We start from the raw sequence: 25697 nt of genomic DNA on the forward strand, positions 1-25697 counted from the left end.
GGTTTCCTCCGTTTCCCCGAGAATTGTGCCGCATTTGCAGCACGAGTTCGCACGCCGAGCTGGAGTTCCAAGAGCTCCCCTATCCATCGTGCAGATCGCGGTTGCACAGCCTTCAATTATATGACTTTGCGTATGGGTTGCTGCCGCCCTCCAGACCGGATATAATCTTGTATGATTTCAAGGGGCTTGCTGGAGCGGGAAGACAGGCTTCCCCGCTCCTGAAATCCTCTTTACGGCTTTGGAGCCTCGGGAGGATCGTCGCCCTCCTGTCGACCCCATGGCGGATGGATGAAGAGATGGGTGGGATACACTTGTGGCCTGAAGCAATTGACTGGACGCATCTGGAGATCACTGAGGCGGATCTGGAGGCATTACTTAATCGATTTCTGGAGGATCCCCTTCCCCGCACTGTGGAAGAGCTCGCTCGCTTGGTGATCCAGCGCCGCCTTCAAGAGCTGGAGGAGCGCCGGCGCGCTCTCCTGGCTGGCGCTCGCCCGTTCCGCCCGAAGGATCGCTATGAGGTCGGGGAGCGTCTGTGCTTCCCCCATCTGAATTTCGCGATCGGGACAGTGATAGGCATCCGGGATGGATATAACCCGGAGATCGGCCCTTTTAAGGTGATTCAGGTCCGTTTCGAGGGCGATGGAACCCTGCGGGAGTTTGCTGCGGAATATCCTCTTCCCCACCGGCTCAACGAGCTGGACGGCCTGCGTGGCCCGGATGAGAAGGGCTTGCGTCCAGATGAGGTCTGGGCGACATGGGGCCATCGGATCCAGGAACAGCTCCTCACCCGCCTGGAATCCAGCCCGGACTTTGTGCGGGTGGGGGAACATTGGTTCCCGAAGGCGTTGTTGGTGGAGCTCCATGAAGGGCATCTCAACCTAGTGGAGGCCATCCTGGATGTTCACGGGGGCGGTCCATTGCCGCCGGAGGCCTTGCTCCCCCATCTGGAGCTGCCGGCGGATGTTCCCCCTCCACTGCAGGTCTTCTCTCTGAACGCCGCCCTCTATCAGGATGCCCGCTTCGATGAGGTCGGCCCGGCCGGCCAGTTCCTCTGGTTTCTGCGCCGGATGGAGCCCCCGGAGGTCTTGGAGACCCCTCCCCGGCTTCAGGGGCGAGCTTACACGGGGACCCGGGAGGGGCTGGATGAGGCCTTGGTCCGGATTGCGGCGGAGATTGACGATGAGCTCAGCGTGCATGAGGAGATCCGCCCCGGGATCGGGGAGGCCGATGAGGTGGTGTGGATCGCTACATACCCCCATCTGGTCAGCGGGACCGCGCCGCTGACCCGGCGCACGGCCCGGGTGTTCCCCCTGGGTCGAACCCATCGGATCCGCTTCGAGTTCGAGGATGGGGCGAGCGGCCGGCGCTGGCCGGGATGGGTGGTGCGGGAGCGCAAGTATGTCTTCGGATTGAAGGAATGGTACCAGGCCCACCAGGTCCAGCCTGGTTGTCTCGTGGTCTTTCGGCGAACCCGCGAGCCCGGCGTGATCCGAGTCCAGCTCCATGGCCGCAGCCGGCGGGATTGGGTGCGGGTGGCGCGGGTGGAAGAGGGCTACATTGTCTTTGATATGCTCCGCCGTCAGGTCCCGGGCGAGTTTGATGACCAAGGCCTGATCTACGTGGATGATCCGGCGGCGCTGGAGGAGCTGTGGCCGCGCTGGCGGGGCCGCCCGGCGCGGGCTCTGGCTCAGCAGCTCTTCCCCGCCCTGGCCCGCCTGACGCCCCAGGGCACAGTTCACGCTCGGACGCTTTACCAGGCGGTGAATCTCCTCATCCGGATACCGCCGGAGTCGCTCTTCGAAGAGGTGATGAGCATGCCTGGGTGTGTTTACCTGGGGGATGGCTACTGGAGGTGGACAGAGGAGGGTGCATGAGCGACCGCCCGCGCGCTCTGATGCAACGGCTGATCAAGCCGACGCTGGATACCCCCTTCCGAATCGATCTGGACTGGTGGAAGCGGGAAGGGCAGGATTTCCGCGCTTATCTGATGAGCCACCTGTGCCCGGAGCACCGGGATCAATTCCTGGCGAATCCCGAGGCGGCGGAGATCGACTGGGTGGATCCGGAGACCGCGGAGGTCCGACGGGTGGATGGGCTGTGGCATATCCTGCTCCAGCACTGCAGCCGTCAGCCGGATTTCCTCACCGCCCAGACGCCTCTCACCGACGCGGTGTTCCGTCTGTTGCTGATCAACGGCAATCAGCCCATGACGCCCAAGCAGATGTCCCAGGCCCTTCAGGCACGCACCGGCCGGTGGGAGGATCCCCGCAAGATCTTGCAGACCATCGGCGGGCGCGTGGTGCATCGAGGGATCCGGCCTGTCCTGGAGGGGTGAGCGATGCAGGTCACTGTGAAATTGCATGCGATCCTCCGACGCTACCGTCCCGCCGGGATGCAGGATGAGGGTATTCCGGTGGAGATCCCCGAGAATGGCACCCCCCGCGATGTCGCAGGCGCCCTGGGGATTCCTATCGAGCTGATCCATGCCGTCTTTGTGAATGAGGCTCAGGCCACTCTGGATACACCCCTGAGACCCGGGGATTTGGTCCGGCTGTTTCCGCCCGTCGTGGGGGGAAACGCGTGTTGATATCCACGGCAGGGACTGCGCCAGTGGAGCGCCTCGGGCGCCTCAATGCGCCCTCGCAGGGATCTCTTCCCCCAGGCCATCCGGGCCCCCTAACATGACAACTTCCATGACCGCTGGCTTTCCCCAAGACCTGCTGCATGCCGCATAATGGTACGGGGAGAGGTCTTGAGATCGGAGGAGGATGATGCGCCATGGCCGAGCCCATCCGGCTCTTCGTCACCAGTAGCCCGGAGCTAGAGGCGGAGCGGGAGATCGTGGGGCAAGTGGTGGCCGGGCTTCCTGTTCGATTGGGATGGGAGATCCGACATACCCCTCGGCCCGGCGAGGCCCTGGCCCCTGCGCTGGAAGCCGTGGCGGCGGCGCATCTGTATGTGTTCATCCTGGGCATGGATTACTCCGCCCCCATGGGGCTGGAGTGGACCCGAGCGGTTCGGGCGAAGAAACGGAGGCTCATCTTTGTGAAAGAAGTGGCCCGCAGCCCGGCGGCGGCCCTGTGGCTCAGCGAGCATGAGGAAGAGGCGGATCGGATGGCGTTCGATTCCCTGGCTGCTTTCCAGCGGGTTTTTGAGCGCCAGCTGATCCGGGCGCTGTTGGATCTGGCGGAGACGTTGCGCCTGCATCTGGATGAGATCGAGGGGCTGACGGCGCGGATGAAGGCGCTGGAGGAAGCGGCGCTGGAGGCCCCGACGATCGCCCGCGGAGCGGAGCGCAACGCGATCATCCTGGGGGAGCGTTAGTGGATCCGGCCGCTCTGCCTCCGGGATCCTCTAAGGGGGGAGGTCCACGACGGGCGTATGGCTAGACCGGGTGGAGATGCTGCGCATGAACCCTCGATGCTGGATCGGCACATCCGGATGGATGTATCCCCACTGGCGAGGGGTTTTCTATCCTGAGGATCTCCCCCAGAGCCGCTGGTTTTCGCATTACGCTGTGTACTTCGACACTGTGGAGATCAACAGCACGTTCTATCGTCTGCCTTCCGAGAGGGCCTTCGACCGCTGGCGGGAGCAGGCTCGTCCCGGCTTTCGCTATGCCGTAAAGGCCAACCGCTATCTCACCCATGTCCGTCGCCTGAAGGATTGCGCAGCGCCGCTGGCGCGGTTCCTAGAGCGAGTCCGGCGCCTGGGAGATCGCCTGGGACCTATCCTCTATCAACTTCCTCCCGGCTGGAGGGCCGACCCCGATCGCCTAACGGCGTTTGCGGCCCTTCTTCCAGGGGATCTTCTCCATGGGTTCGAGTTCCGGGATCCCCGGTGGTTCGTGGAGCCGATCCGTGCGATCCTCGAGCGCTATCGCCTGTTCTTCTGCCTCTTCGACATGCCCAGCCTCTGCTCTCCGCTCTGGGTCACTGGGTCCATCGTCTACCTTCGTTTCCATGGATCCACCGCGCTTTACGCAGGCCGCTATCCCCGGGAGGAACTGGCCCTCTGGGCGGAACGGATCCGGGGTTTCCTTCAGTCGGGCTATGAGGTTTATGTCTACTTCAACAACGATGCCTTCGGGCATGCGGTGATCAACGCGATGGAGCTGCGGGAGATGCTGGGATGGGATTGACGGACACCGCCGAGCTCTCCTTCGGGGAGGCGGGATGGTCCCTCGAAGTTCCTGGGGGAAGGCCAGCGGCGTAACTCCCGTTTATCCTGGGAACGCGATCGAAAGCGCCTCCGCAAGCGTTCGCGCGGGAAGCAGCGTGAGCTCCGCTGGGACCTCGCGGAGCCGACGGACGGTGCGGGGCAGGAGGCAGCGCCGGAAGCCGAGCTTGGCCGCTTCCGCCAAGCGGAGCTCGAGATGGCCCACGGCGCGCAGCTCCCCCGAGAGACCCACTTCCCCGATAAATACCATGTCGGGAGGCAACGGGCGATCCCGAGCGGAGGAGACAATGGCCATCGCCACCGCCAGGTCCGCGGCCGGCTCGTCCACCCGGAGGCCGCCGACTACGTTGACGAACAAGTCATGATCATGCAAGCGCAGGCCCACCCGCTTGGTCAGCACCGCGACCAGCAGGAGCAGACGATAGGGATCCACCCCATTGGCCGTGCGGCGGGCTGCCCCGGGTGGCGCCGGGCTGACCAGGGCCTGGATTTCCACCAGCAGCGGGCGGGTGCCCTCCATGGTCACGGCGACCGCCGAGCCGGAAGCCTGGACCAGGCGCTCGGCTAGGAAGAGCTCGGATGGGTTGGGCACCTCTGCCATCCCATCCCCGCGCATCTCGAAGACGCCCACCTCGGAGGTGGCGCCGAAACGGTTCTTCACGCTGCGGAGCATGCGGAAGGCGTGGTAACGATCCCCTTCCAGATAGAGAACGGTATCGACGATGTGCTCCAGAAGCTTTGGGCCGGCGATCAGGCCCGCCTTGGTCACGTGGCCGATGAGGAAAATGGTGATCTCCAGGTTTTTGGCCAGCGCCTGAAACCGGACGGCGCACGCGCGGACCTGGCTGACGCTCCCGGGAGGGGAAGGGATCTCTTCCATGTAAATGGTTTGAATGGAATCCACAATCACCAAGCGGGGGTGCAATGCCTGGATGTGATCCATGAGGGCTTCCATACGGGTTTCGTTCAATAAGTAGAGCTGGGGGTTGTGCAGCCCCAGGCGATCGGCTCGCATTTTCAGCTGGCCGAGGGATTCCTCGCCGGAGATGTAAAGGACCGGGAATTCGGGGCCAGCCATTCGATCCGCCAGCTGCATCAGCAGAGTGGATTTCCCAATGCCTGGATCGCCCGCGACCAGGATCAGGGAGCCGGGCACCACCCCGCCTCCCAGCACGCGGGCGAACTCCCCGATGGGCAGCGGCCAGCGCTCCACGCCGGCTGGGGCCACGGCGGGAAGGGGGATGGGCGGGGTTCCCGGCGCCCCCTTGAGGCCGATCGTGCGAACAGGCGGGGAGGGGGAGGCCTCCACCAGGGTGTTCCACTCCCCACAATCCGGGCAGCGCCCCATCCACTTGGGATGCACCGCGCCGCATTTCTGACAGACGTATTGGGTCCGCGCTCGTGCCATTTGGATCTCCCCAGGGTTCGGGGGCTTTTCTCCATGATAGCCTGAGCTCCGATCGCCCGGCTTCGCCCGGCAACCCATCGGCGCTTTTCGATTTTTTGAAAGCGCCCCGAAGGTGCCTTGCTACAGAAGGGAGAACGCCCTTGCCTCTAATGCTCCTCTAATGGAACCTGCGTAGAATCAAAGGCGATGCGGATGAGGGGGGAGTCTGTGCCGCTGATCTGCCGGAACTGTGGAATCGAAATGGATTGGCAGCCTGTCATTGTGGATCGTCAGCCTTACTGTTGCCTGGGGTGCGCCCAGGGGGGGCCGTGCCAGTGCGACTATAATCGGCTGCCCTCGCCGGCCATACAGGCCACCCTGGCTCAGCGGGCCCCATCTCCGGCCCTTGAGGTTCGGATCGAGCGGCAAGCTCCCCTCGTTGCCGCGATCGATCGCTTCGGGGAGGAATCCCACAACCCTGAACGGGAGGTTTCCGATGGCCAAGAAGGGACGGATCGTCGGCATTGATCTGGGGACGACCAACTCGGTGATCGCCGTGATGGAGGGCGGGGAGCCCAAGGTGATCCCCATCGCCGAGGGCGGTAACCTCTGCCCATCGGTGGTCGCCTTCACCAAGACCGGGGAGCGCCTGGTGGGTCTGCCAGCCAAGCGCCAGGCGATCATCAACCCGGAGAACACGGTGTTCTCGATCAAGCGTTTCATGGGCCGGCGCTACAGCGAGGTGCTGGAGGAGGTCCGACGGGTCCCTTATAAGGTGGTGGAGGGGCCGAACGGGGACGCCCGGGTGTTCATCCCGGCGGTGAGCAAGGAGTTCACGCCCCAGGAGATCTCGGCGATGATCCTGCGCAAGCTGAAGCAGGACGCCGAGGCCTATCTGGGGGAGCCGGTCACCCAGGCGGTGATCACGGTGCCCGCCTATTTCAATGATAGCCAGCGCCAGGCGACCAAGGACGCGGGGAAGATTGCTGGCCTGGAGGTGTTGCGCATCATTAACGAGCCCACAGCTGCAGCCCTGGCTTACGGGCTGGATAAGAAGAAGAACGAGATCATCCTGGTGTGGGATCTGGGCGGCGGGACCTTCGATGTGTCGATTCTAGAGGTCGGGGATGGTGTGATCGAGGTGAAGGCCACGGCGGGCGACACGCACCTGGGTGGCGATGATTGGGACCAGGTGATTATCGACTACGTGGCCGAGGAGTTTATGAAGGAACATGGGATCGACCTGCGGAAGGACCGCCAGGCCCTGCAGCGCCTGAAGGAAGCGGCCGAGAAGGCCAAGATTGAGCTCTCCACGCTGATGGAGACCGAGATCAACCTGCCCTTCATCACCGCCACGGCCGACGGGCCGAAGCACCTTCAGATGCGCCTGACCCGGGCCAAGTTCGAGCAGCTCTCCCGCCATCTGGTGGAACGGCTGAAGGGTCCCTTCGAGCAGGCTTTGCGCGATGCCAAGCTGCGCCCCGAGCAGATCGATGAGGTGATCCTGGTCGGCGGCGCCACCCGTATGCCGATGGTGCAGCAGCTGGTCCGGGAGCTCACCGGTAAGGAGCCCCACAAGGGCGTGAACCCGGACGAGGTGGTGGCTGTCGGCGCGGCTATCCAGGCGGGCGTGCTGGCCGGCGAGGTCCGGGATGTGTTGCTCCTGGATGTGACGCCGCTCTCCCTTGGCGTGGAGACCCTGGGCGGGGTGATGACGGTGCTCATCCCGCGCAACACGACCATCCCGGTGCGAAAGACCGAGGTCTTCACTACGGCCGAGGACTTCCAGACGGCAGTGGACATCAAGGTTTACCAGGGCGAGCGGCCGATGGCGGCGGACAATATCCTCCTGGGCCAGTTCCGCCTGGAAGGCATCCCGCCGGCGCCGCGGGGCGTCCCGCAGATCGAGGTGACCTTCGACATCGACGCGAACGGCATCCTTCACGTCTCGGCCCGGGACCGGGCGACGGGCAAGGAGGCCAAGATCACCATCACGGCCTCCACCAACCTCTCCAAAGAGGAAGTGGAACGGCTGCTCAAGGAGGCCGAGCGCTATGCGGAGGAGGACCGGCGCCGGCGCGAGCTGGCCGAGGCCCGCAACGAGGCGGACAACATGATCTACAGCGTGGAGCGCTCGTTGCGGGAGCTGGGCGATCAAGTCAGCCCGGCGGATCGCGAGCGGCTTGAGGGCCTGATCCGCCAGCTGAAGGAGGCGATGGGCACGGACAACGCGGCGCGCATCCGGCAGCTCACCCAGGAGCTGCGCCAGGCGGCCCTGGCCATCGGCCAGGCGGTCTACCAGCAGGCGGCGGCCGGCCGCTCTCGCCCATCCGGTGAGGGCGAGGTGGTCGAGGGCGAATACCGGCCGGTCTGAGCCCGGAGGGGATTCCGGGGGCGGTCGGGTTGTCCCCCGGAACCCCCTGGCCAATCAGGAGGTCGGACTGTGCTGTTCTGGTGGGATCCGCTGTATTTGGTGTTGGCGCTGCCGGCGCTGGTGCTGGGGCTGTATGCCCAGGCGAAGGTGCAGGCGGCCTATCAGCGCTGGCTGCGGGCGCCGGCCCGCTGGACGGGCATGGAGGCCGCTCAACGGCTGTTGCAGGCGGCAGGGCTGTATGGGGTGCGTCTGGAGGGAACCCCAGGGCCTCTGACGGATCATTACGATCCGGCCACGAAGGCGCTGCGGCTTTCCCCCAGCGTCACGGGGGTGGCCTCGGTGGCCTCGCTGGCGGTGACGGCCCATGAGATCGGGCATGCTCTGCAGGATGCGGAGGGCTACTGGGGGCTGCGGGCGCGGGCGGCCCTAGTGCCGGCGGTGAACCTGGGGTCCTGGATGGGGCCAGTGCTCTTTCTCCTCGGCTTCCTGATGCGGAGTCCGGAGCTGGTGTGGGTGGGGGTGCTGTTCTTTGCGGGGGCGGCGGTGTTTGCCCTGGTGACGCTACCGGTGGAGCTGGATGCCAGTCGGCGGGCGTTGCGGCTGCTGGAGCAGAGTGGGTTGCTGGGGACGCCGGAGGAGCGGGCGGGGGCGCGGGAGGTGCTGGGGGCGGCGGCCCTGACCTACGTGGCCGCCCTGGCCCAGGCTCTCTCCACCCTGGCCTACTATGCCTTCCTCGCCATGGGCATGCAGCGATCCCGAGACTGACTGCAGGTTCTCGTTTCCGTCTCCTCATCCCCCCATGGAGCGGCGCCTATGGATGTCATGGACGACGCGACCCTGCGCGCGAAGGTAGAGGAGCGGCTCTATCGCTACGATCCCCTTCGGGTCAATTTCCATTTGATTCGAATAGAGGCTCGGGATGGGCGGGTGATCCTGGATGGGGTGGTGCCTTCCACGGCGATGAAGCGGATGGCGGAAACCCTTGCCCGGTCGATCCCAGGCGTGCGGGAGGTGCAGAACGATCTGATCGCGGATCCGGAGATTGAAGCGGAGTTGGGCCTGCGTCTGGCGGAGGATCCAGATCTCAGCCCGCCGCGGGCTCGTGTGCTGGTTACCAGTGTTCAGGGGGATGTCACCCTCGCCGGATGGGTGCCCGATGAGGCAGCCCGACAGCGCGCCGAGGAGATCGCCCGATCGATCCGGGGGGTTCGCAATGTGGTGAATAACCTCCGGGTGAAGGCGGCGGCGCGCCGGGCGGCATGAGGAGGCTTCTTACGAAACTCTTATGGAGCTCTTGCGGGGCTCTAATGCGATCGGGATATGATGAAAGGTGCCGTTCCGAAGCAGCCGGAACTACGGCCCGGACATGAGGATCGGGAAAAGGAGGTCCGCCATGGCCGGTGAAATCCGTCGCTGGGATCCCTTTCAGGAGATCTTCTCGCTACGACGAGCTGTCGATCGCATCCTCGATGAAGCCTTCTCCCGTCCCTCCCTGTTCTTCGCCGGGACAGTGGATTGGCCTGCTGTGGATATTTATGAAACCAAGGACGAGGTGGTGGTGAAGGCGGCGGTTCCCGGAATCCGCCCGGAGGACATTGAGGTGACCGTGAGTGGGAACACTGTGACGTTGCGCGGGGAAGTTCGCGAGGAACAGGAGGCGCGGGAGGGCTCATGGATCCGCCAGGAGCGACGTCTCGGCGCCTTCACCCGCTCGTTCGTGCTTCCGGTGGAGGTAGTGGCCGACCGGGCGACCGCGGAATATGAACACGGGGTCCTGACGCTGCGGCTGCCCAAAGCGGAGGCGGTGAAGGCGCGGACGATCAAGGTCAAAGTGAAGTAGACCCCTCTTGGATTAAAGCCCGATCCTGAAGTCAGAAGGATTTCCTCGGAGGGTAGAACAATGGCGGAGATCAAGCTTCGACCTCTTGCGGACCGGGTGGTGGTGGAGCCGATCGAGCGGGAGGAAGTCACTCCCAGCGGCATTGTCCTCCCGGAGACGGCGAAGGAGCGCCCGCAGGAGGGCCGTGTGATCGCTGTCGGCCCAGGGCGCGTGGATGAGAACGGTAAGCGAGTCCCCATGGAGGTGAAGGTTGGTGACCGCGTGCTCTTCGCCAAATATGCGGGCACCGAGTTTAAGGTGGATACCACCCGCAAGCTGCTGATCCTCAAAGAGAGCGATATCCTGGCCATCATCGAGGAGTGATCCTCGGACGGTTCCCCGCGATATTCCATAGTTTCAAAATCCATCTGAAGGGAGGTGATCGGCAATGGCGCCCAAGCAGCTGGTTTTCGGTGAGGAGGCCCGCCGCCGCCTGAAGCGCGGCATCGATATCCTGGCCAACGCTGTGGGGACCACGTTGGGGCCCAAGGGGCGGAATGTGGCGCTGGATAAGAAGTGGGGAGCCCCGACCATCACCCATGACGGGGTGACGGTGGCCAAGGAGATCGAGCTGCCGGACCCCTATGAGAACATGGGGGTGCAGCTCCTCAAGGAGGCGGCGACCAAGACCAATGATGTGGCCGGCGATGGGACGACCACGGCGACGGTCCTGGCCCATGTGATGGTGACGGAGGGCATGAAGAACGTGGCCGCGGGGGCCAATCCCATGCTCCTGAAGAAGGGCATTGAGATGGCCGTCAAGGCCGTGGTCGAGGAGATCAAACGGATGGCCAAGCCGGTCCAGAGCAAGGATGATATCGCCCACGTGGCGTCCATCTCCTCGGCGGATCCGGAGATCGGGAATCTCATCGCCGAGGTGATGGACAAGGTCGGCAAGGACGGCGTGATCACGGTGGAGGAGTCCAAGACCGGCCTGCCCTTTGAGACCGAATATGTGGAGGGGATGCAGTTCGATCGGGGCTACATCTCGCCCTACTTTGTGACCAACCCCGAGACCATGGAGGCGGTGCTGGAGAACCCCTACATCCTGATCCACGACAAGAAGATCTCCGCCGCCGCGGATATCATTCCGGTGTTGGAGCGTGTGCTCCAGGAGGGCGAGACCCGTTCCCTGCTGGTCATCGCTGAGGATGTGGATGGTGAGGCCCTGGCGACCCTGGTGCTGAACAAGTTGCGGGGTATCATCAACGCCGTGGCGGTCAAGGCCCCCGGCTTTGGCGAGCGCCGCAAGGCGATGCTCCAGGATATCGCCATCCTCACCGGCGGGCAGGTGATCAGCGAGGAGCTGGGTCGCAAGCTGGAGAACGTTCGCATCTCCGATCTCGGCCGTGCCGATAAGGTGGTGGTGACCAAGGATGACACCACCATCATCGGCGGGCGGGGCGACCCGAAGGCCATCAAGGGCCGCATCGAGCAGATCAAGGCCGAGATGGAGAAGACCACCAGCGATTACGATCGGGAGAAGCTCCAGGAGCGGCTGGCCAAGCTGGCCGGCGGGGTCGCCATCATCCGGGTCGGCGCGGCCACCGAGGTCGAGCTCAAGGAGAAGAAGCACCGGGTGGAAGACGCCCTCTCGGCGACCCGTGCCGCAGTGGAGGAGGGCATCGTCCCCGGCGGTGGCGTGGCCCTGCTGAATGCCGCCAAGGCCCTGGACAACCTGAAGGCTGAGGGCGACGTCCAGACGGGCGTCAACATCGTCCGCCGCGCCCTCGAGGAGCCGCTCCGGCGGATCGCCGAGAACGCGGGCGAGGACGGCGCGGTGGTAGTGGAGATGGTGCGCCGCCTCCAGAAGGAGAAGAACAACCCGAACGTCGGTTACAACGTGCTCACCGGTGAATATGTGGACATGGTGGAGGCGGGCATCATCGACCCGGCCAAGGTGACCCGGACCGCTCTGGAGAACGCCGCCAGCGTCGCGGCGATGATCCTCACCACCGAGGCCCTGGTCACCGAGGTGCCGGAGAAGAAGAAGGAGACCACGCCGACACCGCCCGAGGAGTTCTGAGCAGGTCGGAGGGAGGATCGCCGGGGCGGGTGAAAGGCCCGCCCCGGTTCCCTCATCCGTATCGTATTCATCCATGGCTGATGGCATTTCCCGGTCTGGAAGGCTTGAAGGGCTTCAGAAACCATCGCCCTGGGGATCATTTTTGATTCCAGCAGGATTCGGCGGGGAGGTGATGGCTGATGCCCGTCTATGAATACGAATGCCCGGTTTGCGGCATCCGCTTCGAGAAACAACAGCGCTTCACAGATCCCCCCCTGGAAACCTGTCCGGAGGGCCACCCGGGCATCCGTCGAGTGTTTTCCCCTGCAGGCATTATCTTCAAAGGCGATGGCTGGTATATCACGGAGAGCCGGAAATCCAGGAACTCCGGGGATAAGGGCAAGTCGGAGAGTGCATCCGGAACTTCGACGAGTGAGAGCGATTGAGGAAAAGCAGCCCACCGTTGGATCCTCCGGGATGGGAGGGGGCTGGCAGGTCATGGGTTTCCTGTCGGCCCCCTCTGCTTTTCGGGGCTTAGGGATAGGCGGGGCACCTTGGTGCCCCTGGATCCTTCAACTTGGGATATCGAGCTCGGAAGAAGGGACCTTCAGGTTTATGCTATACTTTCGCTGGAGCTTACCCGGCGGAGCGGTTTTCGATGACCCAGAGGATGCTTCGAGCGCTGTGGATCCTGCTCTGGCTGGTGACGGCCTGCGCCGCCCGGGCGACCCCGGCGGGATCCCAGCCTCCCACGCCGACCATGCCGCTACCTCTTGCGGTGGGCGAGAGGAATATCACGCCCACCCCGTCTCCGGCGCAGACGCCCACTTTGCCCTCTACTGACTCCATGGATGCCTTCCCCCCGGATGTGAATCCGTTAACCGGCCTGCGGGTGTCGGACCTAGCTGTGCTGCAACGGCGCCCCCTCGCGATCAAGATATCGAATTATCCCCCGGTGGTCCGTCCGCAATCGGGGGTGGATCGGGCGGATCTGGTCTTCGAGCATTACGCGGAGGGCGGGGTCACCCGTTTCACTGCCATCTATCTGAGCCAGGATGCGGAGCCAGTGGGCCCCGTCCGCAGCGCCCGGCTGATCGATCTGGAGCTCCCCGCGATGTTCAAAGCGATCCTGGCCTATTCCGGTGCCAGCGCAGGGGTCAACGCGCGGATCCGTGCCTCGGACTTTGTGGAGCGGGCACTGAGCCCAGACTTCGGCGTGGGTGCGCCGATCTTCTGGCGCATCCTCCGAGAGGGGGTTGCGGTGGAGCATACTCTCTTCACCAGCACCCGGCGGCTCTGGGAGGAAGCGACCCGCCGGGGGCTCAACACCCCGCAGGATCTGCGGGGGATGCGCTTTTCCGAACACCCTCCCGCCGGCGGCCAACCGGTTTCCATGTTCCTCATCCCTTATCGGGTGGAGCCAGTCACCTGGCGATATGATCGGGGTTCTGGACGATGGCAGCGCTGGACAGCAGGCCAGCCTCATATGGATGCGCTCACCGGCCGTCAGCTTTCCGCCGCCAATGTGGTGGTGGTTTATGCCCACCACCAGACCACCGATATCCTGGAGGATCGGCTGGGGAATTATTCCATTGAGATTCAAATCTGGGGCAGTGGGCCGGTTCGGATCTTTCGGGATGGTCAAATGTATGAGGGGCAGTGGCAGCGCTTTCGACGGGAAGATATGCTCCGCTTCGTCGATGCGCAGGGACAGCCGATCCCGCTGAAGCCGGGCAACACTTGGTTCGAGGTGGTGCCCCTGAATATGCAGATTCAGATCCCGTAAAGAGGCGAATGGATCCTTGGAGCTGGATGCGGGAGAGGCGCTGATCTGGATGGCGCTCCGGCGCCCGGCCAGGCGCTGGAAGGCAGGGGGAGCTCCTCGCCCGGAGGTCGCCTTTGTCTGGCTTTCCGGATCGGCGATAGATCCTCGATCCGATTCCATGGGCAGTGGTAGGTGCGATGCGGCCCGTTATGACATGCCGGAGTGGGCGACGCGGGATCTGGCGGGCATCGCCCGCATGCTGGGCCAGGCGACCTCCGAGCAGTTCCGGGTTGTTGATTGAGTTGTTCCAGCGAGATCGGCCCCGCGGACCCGGAGGATCGGGAGAGCGGGCAGCTTCTGGGGCGTATGGACGGATGGGGCCGGGGGAAAGCGCTTCGTAATTGGAGGAGGATCGAAGGGATGGTGGTCACCGAGCGCCTGACTGTGCGAACCTATGGGAATAACCACGTGGTGGATCTGACGGAGCAGGTGGCGGAAGCAGTGACACGCTCCGGCCTGAAAGCAGGCATCGTGACCGTCTTCGTCCCAGGGTCCACCGCCGGGCTGACCACCATGGAGTTCGAGTCCGGAGCAGTGGAGGATCTGCAGCATTGGCTTGAGGAGGCGATCCCTGCCTCGCGAGAATATCGTCACAACCTTCGATGGGGGGATCAGAACGGGCATTCCCATCTCCGGGCTTCGTTGATCGGCCCCTCCCTCACGATCCCCTTTCAGGATCATCGACTTCTGCTCGGGACCTGGCAGCAGATCGTGTTGATCGATTTCGATATCCGTCCCCGTCGACGGGAGATCATTATTCAGATGATAGGAGAGTGAACGCGCATGAGGGCCTGTAGGATCATCGAACAGGATGGGATGATGGATCCGCAATGGATCCGGGAATGGGTGGATGCTCGAATGCGGATCGATCCGGATCTGGTGCGGAATGTGTTGGTTCGTTTCATCCGGGATGAGATCAGCAAATTCGGGATGAGGCGGGCGGTGATCGGCCTCTCAGGTGGAGTCGATTCTTCGCTCACATGCTTTCTGGCGGCGGAGGCCCTGGGCCCCGAGAACGTCCTGGCGGTTCGTATGCCCTATCGCACTTCCTCTCCGGATAGCCTGCTGCATGCCCATCTGGTCATCGAGCAGCTGGGGGTGCCCTCCGAGACAGTGGAAATCACGCCGATGGTGGAGCCGCTCTTCGAGCGGTTTCCGGACATGGATGCCCGGCGCCGGGGCAATGTCATGGCCCGCATGCGGATGATTGTCCTGTATGATCTCTCAGCGGCCTGGGGCGGGATGGTGGTGGGCACCAGCAACAAGACAGAGATCCTGCTGGGCTATTTCACGCTCTACGGGGATGGGGCTTACGCCCTGGCTCCTCTCGGCGATCTATACAAAAACCAGGTGCGCCAGCTGGCTCGTGCCGTCGGGGTGCCGGAGGAGATCATCCGTAAACCGCCCACAGCCGATCTATGGTTGGGCCAAACGGACGAGGGGGAGCTGGGGGTGACCTACGATGAAGCGGATCGTATCCTCTACCTGCTGGTGGAGGAACGGATGACTCTGGATCAGGTCATCGCCCTGGGCTTCGATGAGGAAACCGTCCGCCGCCTGTGGCGCATGGTCCGCGACACGCAGTTCAAGCGGCGGACGCCGCTCATCGCCAAGCTGACTTCACGAACAGTAGGGATTGATTTTCGATATCTGCGGGATTGGGGACATTGATGCGGGTGATCGCGGGTTCCGCAAAGGGGCGCCGATTGAAGAGTCTGCCGGGCTCGAGCACCCGTCCCATCGCGGATCGGGTGAAGACGGCCCTTTTCGATATCCTGGGGGCTTCCATCGTGGGGGCCCGTGTGCTGGATCTTTTCGCGGGCACTGGGAGCGTGGGCATTGAAGCCTTGAGCCGAGGGGCGGCCGAGGCGGTGTTTGTGGAGAAAGACCCGCGAGCGATCCGTGTGCTTCGGGAGAACCTGCAGCAGACCGGCTTCGTTGATCGGGCCCGGGTGGTTCGGGCGGATGTGTTCGATTTCCTGGGCTCCGGACCCCTGGAGCCCTTTGATTTCATCTATGTGGCCCCGCCCCAGTATCGGGGATGGTGGCGTCTCACCCTCGAGCTCCTGGAGGCCCGGCCCGGGTGGCTGGCCGTCTCAGGGATCATCGTGGTTCAGATCCACCCCCGGGAATTCGAAGAAGTTTCGCTTCGCCATCTGGGTCAGGCAGACCGCCGGGATTATGGAAGCACCCTTCTCCTGTTTTACCAGCGCCGCTTAAAATAGTTATAGTTAAGGGACTGCCCCCTTCGAAGAGAAGTCCGACAACAAATTGGGTCATCCCTCTGGTCCCCCCAGGTGGATCTGGTCAGAGCCTATGATTGGGATCCGTTGCGGCAAGCTGGAGGATCTGCCTGCCCTCCGCGATTTCGCAGAGATGCACAGTCTGGGTCTGGAGCTTCAGGAATTCGCCCAGCCCGAGATCCTGGATGGTGAATGGCGGGGGTTGCTTCATCGCTATCGCCAGGCCCTGGCTGAGTTTTCCGGTCCCATTTCTCTGCACGGCCCCTTTGTGGACCTGTTCAGCGGAAGTGTGGATCCGCGAATCGCGGCGGTGGCGATGGATCGCTATCGCCAGTCGCTGGAGATCGCTGCCGAGCTGGGGGCGTGGTTGGTAAACTTCCACCTGAATTACAATCCGCTGGTGGATGAGTCCTCCTATCGCCCACGGTGGCTGGAACGGCAGGTGGGCTTCTGGGCCACGCTGGCCTTGGAGGCCCAAGCGATGGGCATCCGGATCGCGCTGGAGAACATGTGGGAGCCCGATCCTTTCCTTCAGGTCGAGGTCATCCAGAAGGTGAGCCATTTTCACGTAGGGGCGTGTCTGGATAACGGAGCGATCCCAATGGAACCGGTCCTCAGCCGGCTGGTCCGCTGCCTGAATCGCCCCATGCTGATCCTTGAGATGCCCAGTTTAGCAGAGATCCAGGAGAGTTTTCCCGTTCTGCAGCGCATCCTGCAACGCATGTCATGGCCGCAATGACTCGGGGAACGCTGCTGGCGGCTTTTGCTCATCCCGATGATGAAGCCTTCGGTCCAGGGGGCACCTTGGCGCTGTATGCATCGCGGGGCTACACGGTTCATCTGATCTGCGCGACGCGGGGGGAGGCCGGCTCCCTGGCGCCCGGGATGGAATCGACAGCGGATCTGGGGACCATACGGGAGATGGAGCTGCGCTGCGCCGTGGAAGCGCTGGGGCTTCATGGCCTCCATCTCCTGGGGTATCGGGACTCGGGGATGCCCGGCTCTCCTGACCAGGATCATCCAGCGGCCTTCATCCGCGCTCCCTTTGAGGAAGTTGTCCGCCATCTGGTGGCGCTGATCCGGGAGCTTCGACCCGCTGTGGTGCTGACCTTCGATCCTTATGGGGGATACGGGCACCCGGATCACATCTACATGCATCGAGCCGTGCGGGAGGCTTTCGAGCGAGCGGGTGATCCAGAAGCGTTCCCAGAACACCGGGCTCATGGCCTCCAACCCTATCGTCCTGCGCGCCTATATTACACCACGCTCCCCATCGGGCAGCTCCGGCCGTTTCTGGTGATTCTGCGGATCCTGGGGGTGGATCTCCGCCGCCTCGGGCGCAATCGGGATATCGATCTGGAAGCGGCGATCCGGGCCGCGCCTCCGGTGACCACCCGGATCGATGTGCGGTCGGTGCTGGATCGGAAGGAACGAGCGGCGGCCTGCCATCGGAGCCAGGGGGGTGGCTGGGTGCGCCAGCTGCCCCTTCCGACGTTTGCCCGGCGCATCCTGTGGGGCGTGGAGACCTTCCATCGGGCGATCCCTCCCTTCCGCCTGGGGGAGCCGATGGAGAGGGATCTGTTTTCTCAAGGCTGAGCTTTGAGCGATAAAAGGGACATCGGATGGAGCCTTCGCCAAGATGACCGTTGGGGGAGGCGCCCGCCGCATCCCGTCTCATCCTCAGCGGGCTGCGGGGGGCATTCACGGCGTAACCCTGTGCCCATCCCTGATTTGAGGGAAATTTCCGGATGGCTCGAACATCCGATCAAGAGCATACTTCTCTCTGGGTGGTTTTCGACGGGCCTTCGCCGGATATTCATCTGCTTCAGATCCTGAGACGCCATGGCTTCCGTGTGGAAGCCGTGACGGTGGAATCGGCGTTCTCTGCCCTTCGGGCGCGAAGATCCCAGGGAGGAGGGAAAGGGCGGGTGCCCGCGGTGGTGATTATGGATCGCCTGAACGCTTCTCGAGGGATGGAGCTCTACCAGCAGCTTCAGCATCGGATGAGGGTCCCGATCCTCGTGATTGTGGATCGCGAATCCGCTCCTCTTTGGGATCGTCGGGACGATGGCATCCTGGTGGCACCCTTCTCGGCTCGACGTTTGCTGCATCGGGTGCGGGCTTTGCTTATCCATAGTTTGGAAGAGGAGGAGGATACGATTGTGGTCGGGCCGTTCCGGTTAAACACGGCTCGGCATGTTCTGCAACGAGGGGATTCTGTTTATTGCCTCACCCCCAAGCAGTGCCGTCTGCTGGCTATCCTGATGCGCCGGGCCGGCCATGTGGTCCCACGACGGGATCTCATCCGCTGGGTTTGGGGAGCGGAGATCCCTTCCCGCAGTCGCACTCTGGATGTTCATATCCGCTGGCTCCGCCGTATCCTCGAGGAGGATCCTACCCATCCTCGTTATCTGGAGACGGTTCGTCGGGTGGGTTACCGCTTCCGTGCTCCATAGAGCAGGGTGCGCTGTCGCCCTTTCCGGAGAGGTTGTTGGGGGCTGAGGCTGATCTTCCCGGATCGGCCATGGGGTGGGCGTCCAGGATCACACCAGATGGTGCCCACCATCCACGATCAGGACTGTCCCCGTGACGTAATCCGCCTCGATCAGATAGCGCACGGCCTGCACGACCTCCTCGGCCATGCCGGGGCGACCCATGGGCACGCGACGGATGAGACGGCCCCAGCGTTCCTCTTCCCAGTGAGCTGGCCTCAGGATTGGGCCTGGGATCACCGCGTTCACCCGAATGCGGGGAGCCAGGGCGAGGGCCAGAGCCCGGGTCAGGGCAACCAGGCCGGATTTGGAAACGGTGTGGGCCAGGTAATCCGGCCATGGTTTCATGGCAGAGCCGTCCGCAATGTTGACGATCACGCCTTCTTCCATATGGCGCGCCGCAGCCTGGGCGCAGAACATCGGCGCCCGCAGGTTCAGGGCCAGGATATTGTCCCATTGTTCTGGCGTCAGCTCGTGCCACCGGGTCACTCGCATTACCGCTGCCGCGTTCACCAGCCCGTCCAGCCGCCCGAATCGGCGAGCCACGGCCTCAATCAGCGCGGGGATCTGCGAGGGATCCCGCAGGTCTGCGGGAAAAGCTTCCGCGTCTACACCCATCTCCTGGATCCGGCGCACGGTCTCCACGGCTTCTTCAGCGGCGGTGTGGAAATGAACCGCCACATGAGCGCCCGCCCGGGCCAGGCCCAGCGCGATCGCCTGGCCCAGCCGTCGCCCTGCCCCTGTCACCAGCATGACCCGTCCCCGAATCTCCATGTTCTGATCCCCTCCCTCACACCGCGCTGTCTGTTTGGGAACGCCTCATGGGGTTAGGCCTGAAGCGAGGATGGGGATGAACGATCTCCCGCTAGGCGGGAGGCTGGCCCGATCATCCAAGCCCCCAGATGGGGGTCAGCGGACGGCTTCCAGGATCCAGCGAGCGGCCACCAGGTCCTGCACGGCCAGCCCCACCGATTTGAACAGGGTGATTTCCTCCGGGCTGCGGCGTCCGGGTCGACGCCCGGCTGCGATTTCCCCCAGTTCGATCAAATCCTGCTCCTGAAGGATCCCCTGCTGGATGGCCCACACAACCTCGCCCGCTTCCACCAGGGCCGCGGCCCGGGAATCCACCACCACCCGTGAAGCCCGGCGGAACGTCTCTTCATCCAGCTCCCGCATCTGCAGGGTGAAGGACCCGATGGCGTTGATGTGGGTCCCCGGCTGCAGGCATTGGCCGTCGAAGACCGGAGTGGAGGAATTGGTGGCAGTGCATACGATATCCGCTTCCGCAACGGCGGCCTCCGGGGTGGGCGCGAGAGTGATATCTTCGGGAACCCCCTCCTGTCCCTGCATCTCTTCGATCAATTTCCGGGCCCGTTCGGGGGTTCGGCTGTAGACCCGCACCCGATGGATCGGGCGAACCGCGCAGACAGCGAGAAGCTGTGTGCGGGCCTGGGCCCCCGCGCCGATGAGGGCCAGGGATGTGGCATCGGGTCGGGCCAGCAGGTCCGTGGCCAGCCCGGAGGCGGCGCCAGTGCGCCATGCCGTGAGGAAGGTCCCGTCGAGCAAGGCCATCGGCGCTCCGGATTCCGGATCCAGCATCAGCACCATGGCGGAAATCGCCGGAAGGCCGCGTTCCGGGTTATGGGGGAAGACGGAAACCACTTTCAGGCCCAGTTCCCGGGGCGGGACGTAGCCGGGCATGATCAGGGTGATGCCATTGCGCTCGGGGATGGGGATCTGAATCCGCTGGGGGATATGGGCGCGCCCTTCGCTGAAGGCGATGAATGCCTCACGCATCGCTTCCACCGCGCGGCGCATCGGCAGCGCCTGGCGGATCTGTTCCGCCGTGATGAAAGGAAGCATGAGATCCCCTCCCATTTATGGATGATTGGTCCGAAGGGGCCGTCGCACCGTCTCCTGGATCGGAATGCCGCGGCGAAGCCATTCCGCCACGAAGCGCTCCGGGTCAACCGCCCGTTCAACGGGGATCGCCCCTTTGGGAGTTTCCCCGCGGGCCATCATCCCGGCCACGATGGCCGCGTGCCATCCGGTGGTCCGTTCCATCGCAGTGAAGCCGGTCTTCGGATCATAGAAATCCATCAGTTCCAGCGTGATCTCCATCGTCTGACCATGGTGAGTTCCCTCACAGGTCACCCGGAGCACCACCACATCTGCTGGATCCTCCGGGAACTGAAGGCGAGGCTCCACCAGCCGATGGAACACCTCGCGGGGGATCACCCGAATGCCATCGATGTCAATCGGATCGGTTTCCAGGAATCCCAACTCGGCCAGCACGCGGATCCGCTCCAGATGACCAGGGTAGCGGACGGTTTTCTCCTCGTAGGTCTCCAGGATGCCCTGGAAGGTCCATGGGCAGGTGGAGGTTCCCCCTGAGGTGACGAAGGCCTCGCAGGTGCCGACTGGCGGTGGAAAGGTGATGGTTTCAGGCTCGGTGAGGGCCTCGATTTCCACGATACGACCCTGGCGGAGGAAGACGGCCTTCCCAGTGTATTCTGCGGTAAGGCCTGCGATGTTGAAAACCAACCGATACCCCAGGGGTCCCCTGGGCCGTTGAGGGAGGCCACCACACCAGATCCGCACATGCCGAGGCTGGTCCATCCGGCGCATGGCGTAAACCGCCAGGGTGTTCCCCAGACCGGGCATTAACCCGCAATCCGGGATAAGGGAAACCCCCGCCTCGCGGGCCGCTTGGTCCAGGGCCAGGATCTCCCAGGTCGTCGGCGTGTGCCCGCCCAGGTCGCACAGGGAGGTTCGGGCCTCGATCGCCGCGCGAGCCACGAGTGGGTTGAGTCGATAAGGAACCGCGCTGATGGCGGCATCGATGGGGCGAAGGAATTCCACCACCGCCTTCTCATCGCGTGCATCGAGGGCAGTCGGGCGGACGAGAGATCGCCCGAGCAGGCGGTTCAGGCGCTGAGCCGCATCTTCTGCCCGGGCCGGATCGCGATCCGCCATCTGGATTTCCTCAGCATCCCCGAAGCGGGCCAGGTCGTAGGCCGCTGCAGTGCCTTGCATCCCGGCGCCGATGACCGCGTAGCGAAACATCACAGTTGATCCTCCAATGGCGCTTCGCGAGCTTGTGGATAGGGCATCGAATCGGGATTTCCGGGAATCTTTTGAGGGGAGCGTCCCTCCAGCATGGCCTCCAGCAGCTCCAGCGCGGCTTCGACCGCGAGGGCTTTGTTCTCCTGGCGATCCAGCCCACCCCGGATCTGGTGGATCCAGATCCCCTCCGGGCCGACCAGAGCGATGTGCATCTCGCCTACCGGCTTGCCCTCCTCGGGGTCCGGGCCGGCGACACCGGTGATGGCGAGGGCGAGGTCGGCCCCGAACAGGCGGCGGACCCCCTCGGCCATCTCCCGGGCGGCCTCGGCGCTGATGGCCCCGAATCGAGCCAGTGTCTCTTCCCGGACATTCAGGATGCGAACCTTGATCTCCTTACGGTAGGCAATCACACCTCCCAGGAAATAAGCGGAGCTGCCCGGGACGCTGGTGAGGCGGTGGCCGAGCAGGCCCCCGGTGCATGACTCGGCCACGGCCAGCCGCCATCCCCGTTCTTTCAAGGCCATCCCCACGCGCGCGGCTCGATCCAGCCCTTGATGTTCCATCTTGACTGTCACTCAATGGAAGATGCTGGGGGACAGGTAGGCTGTGACCATCCAGTTGGGCTTATCCACCACTACGCCGGCCAGGATGTAGGCGTCCTCCCGGCTCATCCAATCGGTGTGAGCGCGATGGTCGCTCATGTATCAGACCGCTTTCTTCGCCGCCGCCATGTCGAGGTCCACGCAGCGCTTGGGGCGGGGAAATATCCTCTGGGGCTGCGCCGAAGCGATGGGTCCCGCCCTAAAATCCTCAGGGGGTTCACCGCGTCCTTTCCAATTTTAATCCCTGGCTCCAGTTCAGGGAGGCGGGGGAGTCCCGCTTTCTCTTCCCATGACCTGGAGGGCTGCGAGAAGAAGGACAAGCTCGCCTTTGCGGGTTCGAGGCCTTGCTTTCATGAATGGCCGTTAAAAAATAAGGAGGTGATGGACGATGGGGAGCGCTGGCTTGCTCTGGGAGCTCAGCCGGATCTGGCAGGAGGAGAGGCTTCGCGAGGCGGAGCAGCTGCGCCTGCTCCGGGAATGTGAGGCCCGGCGGCAGGTCATCCGCCGGGCATGGTGGGACCGATTGCGGCAGCGTCTCGGCTTCTCCCTGAATAGGGAACGGGGGGTCCGCCGATCTCTGCCCTTCCCCTCTGAGCGGGGAGCGGGGCTCGCCCGGCTCCCTACGCTCCCCGTGGCGATGTCACCGGGGCTATGAGAGCCCGAACATCTCCGAAAGGAGCTCGGGGGTATAGCGAGTGATCATCTCCGAGCTCAGCGCATTGGCCTGACAGACCTCCTTGTAAAGATCGGCGCTGCGCCGCGGGCGACGGGCCTGGGTTTCTGGATCCAGCTCGATTAGGCCAAAGCGCAGCGTCCACCCCTCTGCCCACTCGAAGTTATCCACCAGGGTCCAGTGGAAGTAGCCCTTCACCGGGACGTTCTGCTGGATCGCTCGCCACATCGCGTGGAGATGGCGCACCAGGAAGCGGGGGCGCTGATCGTCATCCGCATCCGGGATCCCGTTCTCCGTGATATAGATGGGCTTCCCGAATCGGGCGAGTCGTTTCAGCAGGCGGTAAAGGCCTTCCGGGAAGACTTCTCCATACTCCCCATCGCTGAGCTCGCCGTGGGGGTTCAGGAAGGTGCGCCCGAATAGCGTGGCTCGGGAATGTCGATCGAAAGCGGAGAGGCGTCGGGTGTAATAATTCAGCCCGATAAAATCACAAGTTCCCCGAAGCATAGCGATTGTGCGGACGGAGAAGATCCCCGGTTCCCGTCCGGCCATCATCGCATCCAGGACCAGACGGTTAAACATGCGGTCGTGCAGGTGAGCCATCATGTGATCCAGGGGAGAAGAGGGATGGGCCGGCTCGAACACCACCATATGGTGGGCGATCCCAACTTGGGCCTCGGGCTGGATTTCGTGGATGGCGTGATAGGCGCGGGCATGGGCGCGCATGAGGTGACGGAGCACCTGTATGGAAAGTTGAAAATTCTGCTTTCCTGGAGGCCATTTCCCTTCGTTCCATCCCATGTAGGCCAGGACGTTGGGCTCGTTGATCGTGCACCAGAGGCGACAGAGGTCCTTTAGGGCGCTCACTGCCCGCCGCACATATCGCTCAAAGCGGTCGATGACGACAGGGTTCTCCCAGCCTCCCTGTTCCGCCAGCCAGATGGGGTTGGTGAAATGGTGCAGGGTGACCATCGGCTCGATCCCTCGATCCCAAAGGGCCTGAAGCATAGCCCGGTAGCGATCGAGGGCGGTGTCATCAAAGACCCCGTCTCGGGGCTCAATCCGGCTCCACTCGATGGAGAGCCGATGGGCGTTCTGGCCCATGGCGGCAGCGCGATCGAAATCGGCTTCCGCATTGCGCCACCAGTCGCAGGCCCGGCCGGAGCGATGCCCCTCCCGGATCCGGCCTGGCTCCTGCTCCCAGAGCCACCAATCGTTGAGCGTGTTCTCCCCCTCCACCTGATGGCTGGAGGTTGCGGTCCCCCAGAGGAAGCCGGGGGGGAAATGAAAGGTGAATTCCACCATGGGCGGTCGTTTCTCCGGATGAAGCGGGTGATCCCCACCGTTGCTTCAGGATTCGCTCCAGTTAACCCAGGCCAGCCAGGCGGCCAGGAGCGCCGCGCTGATCGAAGTGGTCGGGATCATGATCTCGCCCCCTGTGGGGAGAGGCCCTCTGGCGGCGAAGGCCAGCAGCATCGCCGTGGCCACCGTCCATCCTGCGGCAGAACCGATCAGCCCGGCGAGGAAAATGCGGATCCAGCGCAGGCGGGAAGGGGGGATCATGGGCTCCTCCTCCTGGGTCCTTCCTGTGTTTCCATTTTGAGCGGTTTGTTCCAGGAGCGCAAACCCGAGTCGCGAGTTCTATGCAGTCCCCCAGCGGGCGATCCTCTACAATAGGATCGACACAGCCGGTGTGATCAAGAGGGCGAAATCCTCCCTCCGGAAAGCTCCCCCCGGGGGGCATCCCGATTCGGCTATGGAAGGAGGATTCTGATGGATTTCTTCCGATCCGATCGTCCGCTGAATCTCGCTCACCGAGGGGCCAGCCGGATCGCTCCGGAGAATACCCTGAGGGCTTTCCGGTTGGCCATGGAGCTGGGAGCCGATGGCTTGGAGCTGGATGTCCACCTCTCCCGGGACGGCATCCCGGTGGTTCTGCACGATGCCGACCTCCGCCGGACCACGGATGGTTCCGGCTGGGTATGGGAGAAGACGGTCGCGGAGCTGAAAGCGCTGGATGCGGGGGCATGGAAGGATCCCCGTTTCGCCGGCGAGCGGATCCCCACGCTGGATGAGGTTTTCGAGGCCTTTGGGGATCGAGCTCTTTACAACATCGAGTTAAAGGCCTTCACCCCGTGGAGGGTCGGTTGGGTTCGCGCCGTGGTGGAGCGGGTGCGCCGATATGGGCTTGCCGGGAGGGTGTTGCTCTCCTCGTTTAATCCTCTGGCCCTGCGATGGGCCTGGCGGCTAGCGCCGGAGATCCCCCGCGGCCTTCTCATAGGCCCTGAATTGCCTCTTCCCCTGCGCCGGGCCTGGTTCGCTTTCCTGGCCCCGCATCAGGCGCGCCATTTGCACGTTCAGATGATCGATGAGGGAACGGTTCTCTGGTGTCGCCGGAATGGATATGCCGTGGTCGCATGGACGGCAAACGAAACGGAGGAGATGCGCCGGCTGATCCAGCTGGGTGTGGCGGCGATTATCACCGATGAGCCCGATCGTCTCACCCGCTTGCTGGCGGAGGGGTCCATGTGAAGACTCGTCTCCTCCCAGGAGGTTGGCGAGGAACAGGGCCACTCTGTCCTCCGGTGCCTCCCGAGGGGGCCCTCTTGCCTTCCCGATTCGAGCCCAGTGGAAGCTGAGGGATCCCAGCGGAATGGAAAGGGGCGGGGCTGTCATGGGGGAGATGGCCGATCAACAAATCGCCCCGCGGAGCCATTGCTCCCGGGGCGAGTGAAGGTGGGCCGTGCAGGACTCGAACCTGCAACCTTGGGATTAAGAGTCCCCTGCTCTGCCAGTTGAGCTAACGGCCCATTTCGCTTTTAAAGTATATCGGGGGCTCCGGACGGTGTCAAGATCCCCGGGAATGTTATCCATGGGGGGTGCAGGGGGCAAAAGCCCCCTCTGGTCAGCTTGGGGAGAGCCTGGGGAAACGACTCTTGACATCCTGTTTGCTCCAATACAAAATAGCT

At 63.7% G+C, this 25697-nt stretch carries 31 protein-coding genes and 1 tRNA gene; 23 read left to right on the forward strand and 9 right to left on the reverse strand.

All coding sequences use genetic code 11. The features are described 5' to 3' along the window. Positions 1–296 precede the first annotated feature (296 nt). The 5 genes from ACFMO3_RS10495 to ACFMO3_RS10515 all read left to right on the forward strand — a co-directional run bounded on the left by ACFMO3_RS10495 (position 297) and on the right by ACFMO3_RS10515 (position 4144). Positions 297–1877 (forward strand): hypothetical protein, encoded by a 1581-nt coding sequence (locus ACFMO3_RS10495; protein ID WP_376790359.1) that lies wholly within the window; start codon positions 297–299, stop codon positions 1875–1877. Beyond that, complete coding sequence (locus ACFMO3_RS10500) at positions 1874–2338, forward strand: hypothetical protein (protein WP_376790360.1); 465 nt, start codon at positions 1874–1876, stop codon at positions 2336–2338. Before ACFMO3_RS10495 ends, ACFMO3_RS10500 begins: the two co-directional genes overlap by 4 nt. 3 nt (positions 2339–2341) lie before the next feature. Beyond that, positions 2342–2590, forward strand: coding sequence for a MoaD/ThiS family protein (locus ACFMO3_RS10505; protein ID WP_376790361.1), 249 nt, complete (start codon positions 2342–2344; stop codon positions 2588–2590). Between the two features lie 191 nt (positions 2591–2781). Further along, positions 2782–3327 (forward strand): hypothetical protein, encoded by a 546-nt coding sequence (locus ACFMO3_RS10510; protein WP_376790362.1) that lies wholly within the window; start codon positions 2782–2784, stop codon positions 3325–3327. Positions 3328–3412: 85 nt separating this feature from the next. Further along, positions 3413–4144, forward strand: coding sequence for a DUF72 domain-containing protein (locus tag ACFMO3_RS10515; RefSeq protein WP_376790363.1), 732 nt, complete (start codon positions 3413–3415; stop codon positions 4142–4144). 81 nt (positions 4145–4225) lie between these two features. On the opposite strand, the gene radA is transcribed toward ACFMO3_RS10515, so the two are convergent. After that, the gene (gene radA / locus ACFMO3_RS10520) at positions 4226–5590 is read right to left on the reverse strand and encodes a DNA repair protein RadA (protein ID WP_376790364.1); all 1365 of its coding nucleotides are present in this window, start codon (positions 5588–5590) and stop codon (positions 4226–4228) included. A gap of 207 nt (positions 5591–5797) precedes the next feature. Between radA and ACFMO3_RS10525 the strand changes: the two genes are divergently transcribed. From ACFMO3_RS10525 to ACFMO3_RS10600, 16 genes are all read left to right on the forward strand, one after another. After that, a complete protein-coding gene (locus ACFMO3_RS10525; RefSeq protein WP_376790365.1) occupies positions 5798–6097 on the forward strand; it encodes a hypothetical protein in 300 nt (99 codons plus the stop codon). Further along, positions 6066–7943 carry a molecular chaperone DnaK gene (gene dnaK, locus ACFMO3_RS10530; RefSeq protein ID WP_376790366.1) on the forward strand — a complete coding sequence of 626 codons (1878 nt, stop codon included), beginning with the start codon at positions 6066–6068 and terminating at the stop codon, positions 7941–7943. Before ACFMO3_RS10525 ends, dnaK begins: the two co-directional genes overlap by 32 nt. Positions 7944–8012: 69 nt before the next feature. Continuing rightward, entirely contained in the window at positions 8013–8708 is a 696-nt protein-coding gene (locus ACFMO3_RS10535; protein WP_376790367.1) for a zinc metallopeptidase, read from the forward strand. Between the two features lie 48 nt (positions 8709–8756). Continuing rightward, entirely contained in the window at positions 8757–9206 is a 450-nt protein-coding gene (locus tag ACFMO3_RS10540) for a BON domain-containing protein (protein ID WP_376790368.1), read from the forward strand. 130 nt (positions 9207–9336) lie between these two features. Further along, a complete protein-coding gene (locus tag ACFMO3_RS10545; protein ID WP_322802147.1) occupies positions 9337–9783 on the forward strand; it encodes an Hsp20/alpha crystallin family protein in 447 nt (148 codons plus the stop codon). Between the two features lie 60 nt (positions 9784–9843). Next, positions 9844–10146: a co-chaperone GroES gene (gene groES, locus ACFMO3_RS10550; protein ID WP_322802146.1), complete on the forward strand. Its 303-nt coding sequence runs from the start codon at positions 9844–9846 to the stop codon at positions 10144–10146. A gap of 64 nt (positions 10147–10210) precedes the next feature. Then, the gene (gene groL, locus ACFMO3_RS10555) at positions 10211–11848 is read left to right on the forward strand and encodes a chaperonin GroEL (protein WP_376790369.1); all 1638 of its coding nucleotides are present in this window, start codon (positions 10211–10213) and stop codon (positions 11846–11848) included. A gap of 179 nt (positions 11849–12027) precedes the next feature. After that, positions 12028–12273, forward strand: coding sequence for an FmdB family zinc ribbon protein (locus ACFMO3_RS10560; RefSeq protein ID WP_376790370.1), 246 nt, complete (start codon positions 12028–12030; stop codon positions 12271–12273). A 212-nt stretch (positions 12274–12485) separates the two neighbouring features. Beyond that, positions 12486–13613 (forward strand): DUF3048 domain-containing protein, encoded by a 1128-nt coding sequence (locus ACFMO3_RS10565; RefSeq protein ID WP_376790371.1) that lies wholly within the window; start codon positions 12486–12488, stop codon positions 13611–13613. 16 nt (positions 13614–13629) lie between these two features. Beyond that, positions 13630–13893 carry a hypothetical protein gene (locus ACFMO3_RS10570; protein ID WP_376790372.1) on the forward strand — a complete coding sequence of 88 codons (264 nt, stop codon included), beginning with the start codon at positions 13630–13632 and terminating at the stop codon, positions 13891–13893. A 119-nt stretch (positions 13894–14012) separates the two neighbouring features. After that, positions 14013–14429: a secondary thiamine-phosphate synthase enzyme YjbQ gene (locus ACFMO3_RS10575; protein ID WP_376790373.1), complete on the forward strand. Its 417-nt coding sequence runs from the start codon at positions 14013–14015 to the stop codon at positions 14427–14429. Positions 14430–14471: 42 nt separating this feature from the next. Beyond that, entirely contained in the window at positions 14472–15323 is an 852-nt protein-coding gene (locus ACFMO3_RS10580) for an NAD+ synthase (protein ID WP_376790397.1), read from the forward strand. Then, a complete protein-coding gene (gene rsmD / locus ACFMO3_RS10585) occupies positions 15323–15877 on the forward strand; it encodes a 16S rRNA (guanine(966)-N(2))-methyltransferase RsmD (RefSeq protein ID WP_376790374.1) in 555 nt (184 codons plus the stop codon). The genes ACFMO3_RS10580 and rsmD overlap by 1 nt, the downstream gene beginning before the upstream one ends. A gap of 91 nt (positions 15878–15968) precedes the next feature. Beyond that, positions 15969–16634 carry a TIM barrel protein gene (locus tag ACFMO3_RS10590; protein ID WP_376790375.1) on the forward strand — a complete coding sequence of 222 codons (666 nt, stop codon included), beginning with the start codon at positions 15969–15971 and terminating at the stop codon, positions 16632–16634. Then, positions 16622–17491, forward strand: coding sequence for a PIG-L family deacetylase (locus ACFMO3_RS10595; RefSeq protein WP_376790376.1), 870 nt, complete (start codon positions 16622–16624; stop codon positions 17489–17491). Before ACFMO3_RS10590 ends, ACFMO3_RS10595 begins: the two co-directional genes overlap by 13 nt. A 152-nt stretch (positions 17492–17643) precedes the next feature. Beyond that, positions 17644–18351, forward strand: coding sequence for a winged-helix domain-containing protein (locus ACFMO3_RS10600; protein WP_376790377.1), 708 nt, complete (start codon positions 17644–17646; stop codon positions 18349–18351). A gap of 87 nt (positions 18352–18438) precedes the next feature. Here the strand turns inward: ACFMO3_RS10600 and ACFMO3_RS10605 are convergent, their stop codons facing one another. The 5 genes from ACFMO3_RS10605 to ACFMO3_RS10625 form a co-directional block, all read right to left on the reverse strand. Then, positions 18439–19161: an SDR family NAD(P)-dependent oxidoreductase gene (locus tag ACFMO3_RS10605; protein ID WP_376790378.1), complete on the reverse strand. Its 723-nt coding sequence runs from the start codon at positions 19159–19161 to the stop codon at positions 18439–18441. Positions 19162–19296: 135 nt separating this feature from the next. Continuing rightward, positions 19297–20250, reverse strand: coding sequence for an ornithine cyclodeaminase family protein (locus ACFMO3_RS10610; RefSeq protein ID WP_376790379.1), 954 nt, complete (start codon positions 20248–20250; stop codon positions 19297–19299). A 15-nt stretch (positions 20251–20265) separates the two neighbouring features. Further along, on the reverse strand, positions 20266–21453 hold the full coding sequence (locus ACFMO3_RS10615) for a saccharopine dehydrogenase C-terminal domain-containing protein (RefSeq protein WP_376790380.1): 1188 nt from the start codon (positions 21451–21453) through the stop codon (positions 20266–20268). Then, complete coding sequence (locus ACFMO3_RS10620) at positions 21453–22016, reverse strand: CinA family protein (protein WP_376790381.1); 564 nt, start codon at positions 22014–22016, stop codon at positions 21453–21455. The genes ACFMO3_RS10615 and ACFMO3_RS10620 overlap by 1 nt, the downstream gene beginning before the upstream one ends. Positions 22017–22028: 12 nt before the next feature. Then, positions 22029–22154, reverse strand: a complete 126-nt coding sequence (locus tag ACFMO3_RS10625) for a hypothetical protein (protein WP_376790382.1) — start codon at positions 22152–22154, stop codon at positions 22029–22031. A 289-nt stretch (positions 22155–22443) separates the two neighbouring features. Between ACFMO3_RS10625 and ACFMO3_RS10630 the strand changes: the two genes are divergently transcribed. Further along, entirely contained in the window at positions 22444–22710 is a 267-nt protein-coding gene (locus ACFMO3_RS10630) for a hypothetical protein (RefSeq protein WP_376790383.1), read from the forward strand. On the opposite strand, the gene ACFMO3_RS10635 is transcribed toward ACFMO3_RS10630, so the two are convergent. Both ACFMO3_RS10635 and ACFMO3_RS10640 read right to left on the reverse strand, forming a co-directional pair. Next, positions 22705–24033 carry a glycoside hydrolase family 1 protein gene (locus ACFMO3_RS10635; RefSeq protein ID WP_376790384.1) on the reverse strand — a complete coding sequence of 443 codons (1329 nt, stop codon included), beginning with the start codon at positions 24031–24033 and terminating at the stop codon, positions 22705–22707. The genes ACFMO3_RS10630 and ACFMO3_RS10635 overlap by 6 nt on opposite strands. A gap of 45 nt (positions 24034–24078) precedes the next feature. Then, the gene (locus tag ACFMO3_RS10640; protein WP_376790385.1) at positions 24079–24291 is read right to left on the reverse strand and encodes a hypothetical protein; all 213 of its coding nucleotides are present in this window, start codon (positions 24289–24291) and stop codon (positions 24079–24081) included. 210 nt (positions 24292–24501) lie between these two features. On the opposite strand from ACFMO3_RS10640, the gene ACFMO3_RS10645 reads away from it, so the two are divergent. Continuing rightward, the gene (locus ACFMO3_RS10645; RefSeq protein ID WP_376790386.1) at positions 24502–25260 is read left to right on the forward strand and encodes a glycerophosphodiester phosphodiesterase; all 759 of its coding nucleotides are present in this window, start codon (positions 24502–24504) and stop codon (positions 25258–25260) included. A 205-nt stretch (positions 25261–25465) separates the two neighbouring features. On the opposite strand, the gene ACFMO3_RS10650 is transcribed toward ACFMO3_RS10645, so the two are convergent. After that, a tRNA-Lys gene (locus tag ACFMO3_RS10650) sits at positions 25466–25538 on the reverse strand. Positions 25539–25697: the final 159 nt, after the last annotated feature.

It is taken from the genome of Thermoflexus sp., assembly GCF_042408815.1.
In the GTDB taxonomy this organism is placed as follows: domain Bacteria; phylum Chloroflexota; class Anaerolineae; order Thermoflexales; family Thermoflexaceae; genus Thermoflexus.

Bases quoted from the DNA above. Each gene is read 5' to 3' on its own strand.
- ACFMO3_RS10495 (WP_376790359.1), top strand. From the start codon at position 297: ATGGGTGGGATACACTTGTGGCCTGAAGCAATTGACTGGACGCATCTG.
- ACFMO3_RS10500 (WP_376790360.1), top strand. From the start codon at position 1,874: ATGAGCGACCGCCCGCGCGCTCTGATGCAACGGCTGATCAAGCCGACG.
- ACFMO3_RS10505 (WP_376790361.1), top strand. From the start codon at position 2,342: ATGCAGGTCACTGTGAAATTGCATGCGATCCTCCGACGCTACCGTCCC.
- ACFMO3_RS10510 (WP_376790362.1), top strand. From the start codon at position 2,782: ATGGCCGAGCCCATCCGGCTCTTCGTCACCAGTAGCCCGGAGCTAGAG.
- ACFMO3_RS10515 (WP_376790363.1), top strand. From the start codon at position 3,413: ATGAACCCTCGATGCTGGATCGGCACATCCGGATGGATGTATCCCCAC.
- radA (WP_376790364.1), bottom strand. From the start codon at position 5,590: ATGGCACGAGCGCGGACCCAATACGTCTGTCAGAAATGCGGCGCGGTG.
- dnaK (WP_376790366.1), top strand. From the start codon at position 6,066: ATGGCCAAGAAGGGACGGATCGTCGGCATTGATCTGGGGACGACCAAC.
- ACFMO3_RS10540 (WP_376790368.1), top strand. From the start codon at position 8,757: ATGGATGTCATGGACGACGCGACCCTGCGCGCGAAGGTAGAGGAGCGG.
- ACFMO3_RS10545 (WP_322802147.1), top strand. From the start codon at position 9,337: ATGGCCGGTGAAATCCGTCGCTGGGATCCCTTTCAGGAGATCTTCTCG.
- groES (WP_322802146.1), top strand. From the start codon at position 9,844: ATGGCGGAGATCAAGCTTCGACCTCTTGCGGACCGGGTGGTGGTGGAG.
- groL (WP_376790369.1), top strand. From the start codon at position 10,211: ATGGCGCCCAAGCAGCTGGTTTTCGGTGAGGAGGCCCGCCGCCGCCTG.
- ACFMO3_RS10560 (WP_376790370.1), top strand. From the start codon at position 12,028: ATGCCCGTCTATGAATACGAATGCCCGGTTTGCGGCATCCGCTTCGAG.
- ACFMO3_RS10565 (WP_376790371.1), top strand. From the start codon at position 12,486: ATGACCCAGAGGATGCTTCGAGCGCTGTGGATCCTGCTCTGGCTGGTG.
- ACFMO3_RS10575 (WP_376790373.1), top strand. From the start codon at position 14,013: ATGGTGGTCACCGAGCGCCTGACTGTGCGAACCTATGGGAATAACCAC.
- ACFMO3_RS10580 (WP_376790397.1), top strand. From the start codon at position 14,472: ATGGATCCGCAATGGATCCGGGAATGGGTGGATGCTCGAATGCGGATC.
- rsmD (WP_376790374.1), top strand. From the start codon at position 15,323: ATGCGGGTGATCGCGGGTTCCGCAAAGGGGCGCCGATTGAAGAGTCTG.
- ACFMO3_RS10590 (WP_376790375.1), top strand. From the start codon at position 15,969: ATGATTGGGATCCGTTGCGGCAAGCTGGAGGATCTGCCTGCCCTCCGC.
- ACFMO3_RS10595 (WP_376790376.1), top strand. From the start codon at position 16,622: ATGGCCGCAATGACTCGGGGAACGCTGCTGGCGGCTTTTGCTCATCCC.
- ACFMO3_RS10600 (WP_376790377.1), top strand. From the start codon at position 17,644: ATGGCTCGAACATCCGATCAAGAGCATACTTCTCTCTGGGTGGTTTTC.
- ACFMO3_RS10605 (WP_376790378.1), bottom strand. From the start codon at position 19,161: ATGGAGATTCGGGGACGGGTCATGCTGGTGACAGGGGCAGGGCGACGG.
- ACFMO3_RS10610 (WP_376790379.1), bottom strand. From the start codon at position 20,250: ATGCTTCCTTTCATCACGGCGGAACAGATCCGCCAGGCGCTGCCGATG.
- ACFMO3_RS10615 (WP_376790380.1), bottom strand. From the start codon at position 21,453: ATGTTTCGCTACGCGGTCATCGGCGCCGGGATGCAAGGCACTGCAGCG.
- ACFMO3_RS10620 (WP_376790381.1), bottom strand. From the start codon at position 22,016: ATGGAACATCAAGGGCTGGATCGAGCCGCGCGCGTGGGGATGGCCTTG.
- ACFMO3_RS10625 (WP_376790382.1), bottom strand. From the start codon at position 22,154: ATGAGCGACCATCGCGCTCACACCGATTGGATGAGCCGGGAGGACGCC.
- ACFMO3_RS10630 (WP_376790383.1), top strand. From the start codon at position 22,444: ATGGGGAGCGCTGGCTTGCTCTGGGAGCTCAGCCGGATCTGGCAGGAG.
- ACFMO3_RS10635 (WP_376790384.1), bottom strand. From the start codon at position 24,033: ATGGTGGAATTCACCTTTCATTTCCCCCCCGGCTTCCTCTGGGGGACC.
- ACFMO3_RS10640 (WP_376790385.1), bottom strand. From the start codon at position 24,291: ATGATCCCCCCTTCCCGCCTGCGCTGGATCCGCATTTTCCTCGCCGGG.
- ACFMO3_RS10645 (WP_376790386.1), top strand. From the start codon at position 24,502: ATGGATTTCTTCCGATCCGATCGTCCGCTGAATCTCGCTCACCGAGGG.